At 66.5% G+C, this 8,018-nt stretch carries 7 protein-coding genes and 1 rRNA gene; 5 read left to right on the top strand and 3 right to left on the bottom strand.

All coding sequences use genetic code 11. From position 1 onward, the window contains the following. Positions 1 to 102: ribosomal RNA gene (rrf, locus tag EKH81_RS15720) — 5S ribosomal RNA — on the top strand; the annotation flags it as partial. A 260-nt stretch (positions 103 to 362) separates the two neighbouring features. Here rrf and EKH81_RS15715 read toward each other — a convergent pair. Then, positions 363 to 1,271, bottom strand: coding sequence for an AEC family transporter (locus tag EKH81_RS15715; protein ID WP_132061578.1), 909 nt, complete (start codon positions 1,269 to 1,271; stop codon positions 363 to 365). A gap of 123 nt (positions 1,272 to 1,394) precedes the next feature. Between EKH81_RS15715 and fer the strand changes: the two genes are divergently transcribed. The 4 genes from fer to EKH81_RS15695 all read left to right on the top strand — a co-directional run bounded on the left by fer (position 1,395) and on the right by EKH81_RS15695 (position 5,618). Beyond that, on the top strand, positions 1,395 to 2,075 hold the full coding sequence (gene fer / locus EKH81_RS15710; protein ID WP_132061575.1) for a ferredoxin Fer: 681 nt from the start codon (positions 1,395 to 1,397) through the stop codon (positions 2,073 to 2,075). 178 nt (positions 2,076 to 2,253) lie between these two features. Next, on the top strand, positions 2,254 to 3,750 hold the full coding sequence (locus EKH81_RS15705) for a COG1361 family protein (RefSeq protein WP_132061572.1): 1,497 nt from the start codon (positions 2,254 to 2,256) through the stop codon (positions 3,748 to 3,750). A gap of 1 nt (position 3,751) precedes the next feature. Further along, complete coding sequence (locus EKH81_RS15700; RefSeq protein ID WP_132061569.1) at positions 3,752 to 4,459, top strand: ABC transporter ATP-binding protein; 708 nt, start codon at positions 3,752 to 3,754, stop codon at positions 4,457 to 4,459. Continuing rightward, positions 4,443 to 5,618: an ABC transporter permease gene (locus tag EKH81_RS15695; protein WP_132061566.1), complete on the top strand. Its 1,176-nt coding sequence runs from the start codon at positions 4,443 to 4,445 to the stop codon at positions 5,616 to 5,618. Before EKH81_RS15700 ends, EKH81_RS15695 begins: the two co-directional genes overlap by 17 nt. Before the next feature lie 22 nt (positions 5,619 to 5,640). Here EKH81_RS15695 and EKH81_RS15690 read toward each other — a convergent pair whose 3' ends face one another. Further along, positions 5,641 to 6,861, bottom strand: coding sequence for an aminotransferase-like domain-containing protein (locus EKH81_RS15690; RefSeq protein WP_132061563.1), 1,221 nt, complete (start codon positions 6,859 to 6,861; stop codon positions 5,641 to 5,643). Between the two features lie 22 nt (positions 6,862 to 6,883). Beyond that, complete coding sequence (locus tag EKH81_RS19430; RefSeq protein WP_202935173.1) at positions 6,884 to 7,906, bottom strand: thiamine pyrophosphate-binding protein; 1,023 nt, start codon at positions 7,904 to 7,906, stop codon at positions 6,884 to 6,886. Positions 7,907 to 8,018: the final 112 nt, after the last annotated feature.

The raw sequence follows: 8,018 nt of genomic DNA, 5'->3' as shown, positions 1-8,018 counted from the left end.
GGCACCACCCGTACCCATCCCGAACACGGAAGTTAAGCCCGCCTGCGTTCCGGCCAGTACTGGAGTGCGCGAGCCTCTGGAAACACCGGTTCGCCGCCTACCCATTCATACCACACCCCACACAGCATCGCGCTGTGTGGGGTTCGTTCATTTATTATTCGAGAGCCACTGCTATCGCACAGCAATAGCTCTCGCTCCCTCGGCTCATCACAGTAGCCTCGGCTCACCAGACGAGTCGAGCACACGCGAAACGTATTTTGACCGCTTTCGAGTCTTGACTCGGGCGAGCGGGCGGCTGACGCCGCCCGCTCGCCGAGGTGGCCGAGGACAGTTCGCCTATGGGACGGTATCGCCGACCGCCGCTACCCCACCAGCGAAATCAGGACGAACAGCGTGCCGATGGACGCGAGCGTCGTGGCGAAGACGTTCAGCGACGCGAACGTCTCGTCGCCGCCGAGTTCGCTCGCAAACACGAACGTCGAGACCGCCGTCGGCGTGCCGAGCATGACGACGCTCGCCGTGAACGTCGCGGAATCGACGGGCAGGACCGAGAAGACGACCCACGCGAGCGCGGGCATCGCGCCGATTTTGAGCGCGACGACTGAGGCGGTCGCCCCGAAATCCACCGATGGAAGCTCGACTTGGAGCGACGCCCCGACGCAGAGGAGCGCGAGCGGAAGCGCGAGCGAACCGACCGCGTCGAGGCTGTTGGCGACTGGCGACGGAACTCCGACCTGTGCCGACCCGATGGCGAGGCCCGCGACCAGCGTCACCAGCACGGGGTTCGTCGCGAGCTGTTTCAGTTCGTGTCCGAGCGGGGAATCGGCGTCGTTGATGGCGGTGAGAACGACGACCGTCAGCGGCACTTGCGTCAGCGAGAGCACGCCGAGAATCACGCTCGCAATCGCGGTGACGCGGGCGTCGAACGTCGCGGCGACGAGCGGGAGACCGAGGTAGCCGAGATTCGAGTGGTACGACTGGACGATTGCGACGCTCCGGCGCGCCCCCGACGAGCGGTTTCGGTGGATTGCCCATCCGAGCGCCGCGGTCGCGGACAGAACGACCAGCAGACCCGTGAGGAGGGTCGGGGAGAGCAGTTCCGCTATCGACTGGTCGTACGTCGAGACGAAGATGAGCGCGGGGAGCGCGACGTAGTAAGCGACGGCGTTCAGCCGAGCGGTCCGCGTCTCGTCGAGAATCCCGGTCGTGCGCAGACCGGTCCCGGCCAGGAGTATCGCGAGTAGTGCGAGCAGTCGGCCGAGAACTTCCATACCGTCTCTCTCGATTCGGCGGCTTTTACGGTTCGGATTCGTCGCGCGAACGCGGGCGCGGAACGACGGAAAATACGCGCGGTGCCGCATGGCTTATGGCGTCCTTCTCGCTAGACAACGGTAATGGACTCCCCGCTCGCCGTGCTGGGTCTCGACGCCGACCCGGACGACGACGAACTCAGGCGCGCGTATCGAGAACGGGTGAAGGAGGCCCACCCCGACCACGGCGGTTCGGCTGAAGAATTTCGCGCGGTCAGGGACGCCTACGAGCAACTCAAGGCTGGCACGACGACCGGTCCCCCGGCGCGCGACGCGACGCACGCCGACGACCGAGACGCGGACGAAAGCGGCGATGGCGACGGCGACGCCGACACCGACCCGCGCTCGGAGGTCACGTACCTGAACTACGACGTGCTCACTGACTACGGGTGGGAGACCACCGACGACGACCTCTTCGAGAAGGCGGCGGCCGCAGACCTCGATGCCACCGACTTCGGCCGGTTCGAGGCCGACCCGACCGAGTCGCTACTGGAGGCGGCCGAGAATCGCGGGTTCGCGTGGCCGTTCGCGTGCCGCGGCGGCGCGTGCGCGAACTGCGCAATCGTTCTGTTCGAGGGGGAGCTTTCGATGCCGGGGAATCACGTCCTCCCGGCCGAGATGATGGACCGGGACGTCCGACTCTCGTGCAACGGGACCCCGGTCACGGACGAACTCAAGGTCATCTACAACGTCAAGCACATGCCGGAACTCGAAGACCTCCTGTTACCGCCGCGGCCGTTCAAGCAGGCGTACCCCGGCGATTAGCGCGCCCGAGGCGGTTCGACAAATCTCGCCTCCCGACCGCACACCGCCGCTCTCGGACCGGATTTCGTATCGTAATCGTTATTTGATTACCCTGAGCAGTTCGATGTGAACGTTCCTCGACACTCTCGCCCGATGACACGTGGTGTCGAGAACCGAAACAAATGATACAATTTCAGACATGACACGAACGACCCTCCCCGCGCTTCTCGCGGCGCTCGTCCTCGTTTCCACAGTGGCCCCGGCGACCGCAGGCGTCGCCGCCGCCGACGGAGACTTCGTCTCGGTCTCCGTCGATGCACCGGCGTTCCCGACGCCCGAACAGCCGTTCCAAATAACCGCTACAGTCTCCAACGCCGAACCCTCCGATACGACCTACAACGTCCGGAAAATCGAGGTTCGCGAAGATGAGTCCGAGAACTCGGACTTGATAGATAGTCGCTCGACCGGCCTCCGGTCGGTGGACCCCGGTGAGACCACCCGACGGTCGGTCGACGTGACGCTCAACGAGACCGGACGCCACGACCTCTACGTTCACGTCCTGCTCCGGAGTCCGGACGGCGACGAGCAGCGACTCGTCCACCCCGTGACTCTCCGAGTGAACGGCGAACATCCGCAGCTAGAACTCGACACCGAACCCAGCGTCCCGGGCGAATCTCGGGACATGCGGGTGAACGTCTCGAACGGTCGGAGCGACGCCATTCGGGGATTGTCAGTCGAACTCGAAAGTGACGACGTCTCGTTCGACGACAGTTCGAAGGTCCGCGCGCGACTCGAAAGCGGGTCGGAGACCTCGTTTTCGTTCACGGGCGACGCGACCGAGTCGGCCCGTCATCCGGTCAAGGTGACGCTCTCGTACACGACCGACGACGGCGAACCGCGAACGATGACCCGGACGCTCGATGCCGACTTCACGGTTCCGAACCAGCCGAGCGACCGGCCGCAGGTGTCCGTCGAAACCGAATCGGCGGTCGCCGACGCGTGGCGGTCGCTCAACGTCACTGTCTCGAACGGGATGGACAGCGCGGTCAGGCAGATGTCGCTCGAAGCCGCGAGCGACGACGTCACCATCCGAGAGAATCAGCGCGTTGTCCCCTCGCTCGAAGGGAGTTCGGAGCGGACGTTCTCGTTCCGCGCGAAGGCCACCGACCCCGGCACGTACCCCGTGAATCTCACGCTGGTCTACACCGGTGACGACGGCATCAAGCGCCAAATCAATCAGACGGTCCGGGCCGACTTCACCGAACCCGACAACCCCGGTAACGTCTCGCTGACCGGCGTGAGCATCGAGCGGAGCGGCGACACGGTCGCGCTCTCGGGGAGCGCCGTGAACCGCGGCGGCGAGGAGGTCGAGAGCGTCCTCGTCAGCGTCGCCGACGCCGAGGACGTCACGAGCGCCCAGCCCCAACCCGAGTACTTCGTCGGCACGGTCGAGTCGAGCGACTTCGTCACGTTCGACGTGAACGCTCGGCTCTCGAACAACCGAACGAGCGTTCCGCTCGAAGTGAGCTACGTCGTCGACGACGTGACGATTACCCGGACGGAGATGGTCGATGTCGGCCCCGCTTCGGACGACTCCGAGGAGTCCCAATCGAGTGGCGGCCCGCTCCCGTTCGTGGCACTCGGCGGACTCGCGCTCGTCGCGCTCGTCGGCGGCGTCTGGTGGTTCCGTCGGTAACATGTCACTGATTACAGGAACCGACGTCGTCAAGGAGTACGTCACGGGCGGCGAGACGGTCCGCGCGCTCAAGGGCATCGACTTCGCGGTCGAGCGCGGGGAGTTCGTCTCCATCGTCGGGCCGAGCGGGAGCGGGAAGTCCACGCTCCTCAACATCCTCGGCCTGCTCGACACGCCGACGAGCGGTATCGTCGAACTCGACGGCGCGGACGTGGCGGAGATGACGACGAAGGAGCGGACCGACCGCCGGAGCGAGACCATCGGGTTCGTCTTCCAGAGTTTCTTCCTCGTGCCGACCCTGACCGCGCGCGAGAACGTCGAGGTCCCCCGACTCCTCGCTGGCGAACCGAAAGAGACCACGCGCCGGGCGACCGAGCTCCTCGAACGCATGGGTCTCGGCGACCGGACCGACCACTATCCCGACGAGCTTTCGGGCGGCCAGAAACAGCGGGTCGCCATCGCCCGGTCGCTGATAAACGACCCCGACCTCTTGCTCGCCGACGAACCGACTGGCAATCTCGACCGCGAGACGGGCGACGTCATCCTCGACGAGTTCGGGAACATCTGCAACGAGGACGTGGCGGTCGTCACGGTCACGCACGACGACTACGTGGCCGACTACGCCGACCGCGTGGTGGAACTCATCGACGGCCGAATCGTGAGCGGAGAGGGCGGTTCCGAACGGTCGGGGGGTGACACTCGTGTTTGAGTGGCTCTGGCGGCGCGTGCCGACGTTCCTGATGGCGCGTCGAAATCTCTCGCGTGCGCGAACGCGGACGGCGCTCGCGATTCTCGCTATCGTCATCGGCGTGGTCGCAATCTCGTCGCTCGGGATGTTCGGCGTCGCGTTCAAGGACGCGCAGTTGGACACCATCGGCGAAATCGGGAGCGACCTCCAGCTTTCGGCGACCGGCGAGAAGGACCCGAGCTACATCACCGAAAACGACCTCGCGGCTCTCGAACGAATCGCGGGGGCCGACAGCACCGTTCCGCTGAAACAGCGTCAGATGCAGATGGTCGATGGAGGTGATTCGGTCACGATGTACGGCGTGGTCGAACCCGACGACCTCTACGAAGTTCACGCCGGGTCGATTCCCGGCAACTGGCGGAAGGGCGCGCTCGTCGGCCAGACGCTCGCCGACCGTAACGACCTCGAACCCGGAAACAAACTCGAACTCGAACGGACGACCACCCGCGACGGCGAGCAGGTCACGGTGACCGAGACGTACCGCGTGCAGGCCATCCTCAAAGACGAAGGACAGGCCTCGCCCGCTCGCCCCAACAACGCGGTCGTGTTGCCTGCAGAACAGCTCGACACCGACGGGTACACGCAGATAATCGTCCAGACGTCCGGCGCGACCGAGGCCAACGCGACTGCGATGGAAATCCGCGAGACGTTCAACGGTCGCGAGGACGTTATCAACGTGTTCGAGCGTGCGGACGTCTCCGACCAAATCAATCAGGCGTTCCGCCAAATCAATCTGTTCCTCATCGGCATCGGGGCCATCTCGCTGGTCGTGGCGGGGGTCAGCATCACCAACGTCATGCTGATGAGCGTCATCGAGCGCAAGCAGGAAATCGGCGTCCTCCGGGCGGTCGGCTACCACCGGATGGACGTGCTCCGAATCATGCTTGCGGAGGCCGCGCTCCTCGGACTCACGGGCGCGGTTCTCGGGACACTATTCAGCTTCGCGGTGGGCGCGCTCATCAACGGCGCGCTCTTGGGCGACCCGCTCGCGTTCAGCGGCGAGGCGCTCCGGTACGCCGTCCTCGGGTTCGGGTTCGGTGTGAGCGCGAGCATCGTCGGCGGCCTCTACCCGGCGTGGAAGGCCGCGAAAGCCGAACCGGTCGAGGCCCTCCGGGGCTGAGTTCCGCCTTTTCTCGCGTCTCTCAGTCAGCCATCGCCGACCGAGTCGCGCGCGCGAGCGCCGCGACTGCGCGGTCCATCTCCTCAAACGAGACGTGGCTGAACGAGAGTCGCACGCAGTTCGCGCCCCGGTCGTCCGGGAAGAACATCTCGCCCGGGAGGTAGGTCACGCCCTCGTCGGCCGCCGCGGGGAGCAGTTCCTCGGCGTCGATGTCCTCGGGGAGTTCGACCCACACGAAAAAGCCGCCGTCGGGGTCGGTCCACTCGGCGGATTCAGGCATGTGTTCGTCGAGACAGTCGAGCATGTGGGTGCACCGCTCGGCGTAGTTCTCGCGGAACTCGGCGAGGTTCCGCTCGTACGTTCCCTCCGCGAAGTAGCGCCCGAGGACGCTCTGGGTGAACGTGTTCGTCCCTCCGGCGCACATCCGTCCGACCGTGTCGAGTATCTCGTCGTCGGCGAGAATCCACCCGGTCCGGACGCCCGGCGCGACGGTCTTCGAGAGGGTGTTGACCCGGACGACGCGCCCGGTCTCGTCGAGTTCCGCGAGCGTCGGCACGTCGTCGCCGAAGTACCGGAGTTCGCCGTAGGCGTCGTCTTCGAGCACGAGGAAGTCGTACTCCGCCGCGAGGTCGAGCAGGCGCTCGCGCCGGTCGCGCGAGAGGGTGGTCCCGCTCGGATTCTGGAACGTCGGAATCGTGTAGAGGAGCTTCGGGAGGGGTCGGCCCTCGGCGGCGCGGGATTCGAGTTCGGCCGCCACGGCGTCCACGTCGAGACCGTCGGCATCGTTCTCGAAGCCGGTAATCTCGACGCCGTAGTTCGCGAACAGTTTGAGCGCGCCCATGAACGTCGGGGCCTCCACGAACACCTCGTCGCCGTGTTCGAGGAAGGTGTGACACACCACGTCGATGGCGTGGGTCGAGCCGTTGGTCAGCACTACGTCGTCGCCGTCGCAGTCGATGCCGCGTTTGCGCTCGCGCTCGGCCACCAGTTCCGCGAGTCGGTCGCTGTAGTCGCCGCCGCCGTACTGGAGCGCGCGGTCGCCCTCCTCCTCGAAGACGGCTTCGGCGGCCGCGACGAGCTCGTCGTTCGGGAACGATTCGGGGTACGGGAAGCCGAAGCTCAGCGACACCGCGTCGGGGGCGTCGATGGCGCGCCAACTCCCGTAGCCGTCCTCGCCGAGTCCCTCGCGGACCGCGTCGGTGAACAGGTGGTCGAACGCGCCGGTTCGGTCGTCGTTAGTCATGTGTAACGTGGGTCCTCCGTGGTTAGAAATCGACCGGTATCTCGATGAGCGTCGGGCGGTCGCGCGCGAACGCGTCGTCGAGCGCGGCGGGGAGTTCGGTCTCGATGTCGGCAACGTCGAGTCGCTCGGCCGCCGCGCCGAACGCCTCTGCGGTCGCGACGAAGTCGGGGTTCTCGATGTCGGTGCCGATTGTCCGTCCGTAGTCGCGTTGTTGAACGTCGTCCACGACCCCGTAGCACTCGTCGTTGACGACCACGACCGGAAGCCCGAGGTCGTACTTGACCGCGGTGGCGAGGTCTTGGACGGTGAACAGGAAGCCGCCGTCGCCGACGAGCGCCACCACCTGTCGGTCGGGGTTGCCGACCGCCGCGCCGTACGCCGTGGGCGGACTGAATCCGAGCGTGCCGTACCCCCGCGGGAAGAGGAAGGTGTCGGGTTCGTATATCGGGAGTTCGCCCATCGCCTCGTAACAGAGTTTGGTCATGTCGTTGACCACCACGGCGTCGTCGTCGAGGCTCTCGCGGAGCGCGTCGAGAATCCGGTGGCGGTCGTCGCGGTCGGTCGTCGCGGCGTCGGCCCGGAGTTCGGCGACCCGGTCGGTGTGGTCGCCGACGTAGACGCCCCGACTATCGACCTCCTCCACCAGTTCCGCGAGCGCGACTTCCGCGTCGGCGACGATGCCGATTTCGGTCGGGTACGTCTTGTCGAGCATCCGGTAGTCGATGTCGATGTGAATCAGATTCTCGGGCAGGTCGATGTCGCGTATCTCGCGCGGGCTGAGTTCGGTGCCGACCGCCAGCACGAGGTCGCGCGATTCGACGTACTCCGCGACCGACTCGCTCGCCAGCGTCGCGCCGAGCGAGAGCGGGTGGTCCTCGGAGACGACGCCCTTCCCGGCGACAGTCGAGACGACCGGCGCGCCGGTCGTCTCGACGAGGTTCCGGGCGTGTTCGGCGGCCCCCGACGCGCCGCCGCCGACGAGCAGGAGCGGTCGGTCGGCGTCGGCGAGGCGGTCTGCGGTGGCTTCGATTCGTTCGCTGTCCACCGATACTCCCGGTGCATCGTCCGACCCACTCGGCGCGGGGGGGCCCCCCGGGGGCGGCGCGGCCGGGTGCCGGCGGGGGGGGCCCGGGGCCGAGCCGGGCCCCCCCGGGGGG

It is taken from the genome of Halorussus amylolyticus (assembly GCF_004143485.2).
GTDB classification, from domain to species: Archaea; Halobacteriota; Halobacteria; order Halobacteriales; family Haladaptataceae; genus Halorussus; species Halorussus amylolyticus.
Note: the sequence above shows the minus strand (reverse complement) of the source record. Positions and strands in the feature narration are given on the sequence as shown.

Excerpts from the sequence above, each read along its gene's own strand:
- EKH81_RS15700 (WP_132061569.1), top strand. The coding sequence starts at position 3,752 with ATGTCACTGATTACAGGAACCGACGTCGTCAAGGAGTACGTCACGGGC.
- EKH81_RS15690 (WP_132061563.1), bottom strand. The coding sequence starts at position 6,861 with ATGACTAACGACGACCGAACCGGCGCGTTCGACCACCTGTTCACCGAC.
- fer (WP_132061575.1), top strand. The coding sequence starts at position 1,395 with ATGGACTCCCCGCTCGCCGTGCTGGGTCTCGACGCCGACCCGGACGAC.
- EKH81_RS15705 (WP_132061572.1), top strand. The coding sequence starts at position 2,254 with ATGACACGAACGACCCTCCCCGCGCTTCTCGCGGCGCTCGTCCTCGTT.
- EKH81_RS15715 (WP_132061578.1), bottom strand. The coding sequence starts at position 1,271 with ATGGAAGTTCTCGGCCGACTGCTCGCACTACTCGCGATACTCCTGGCC.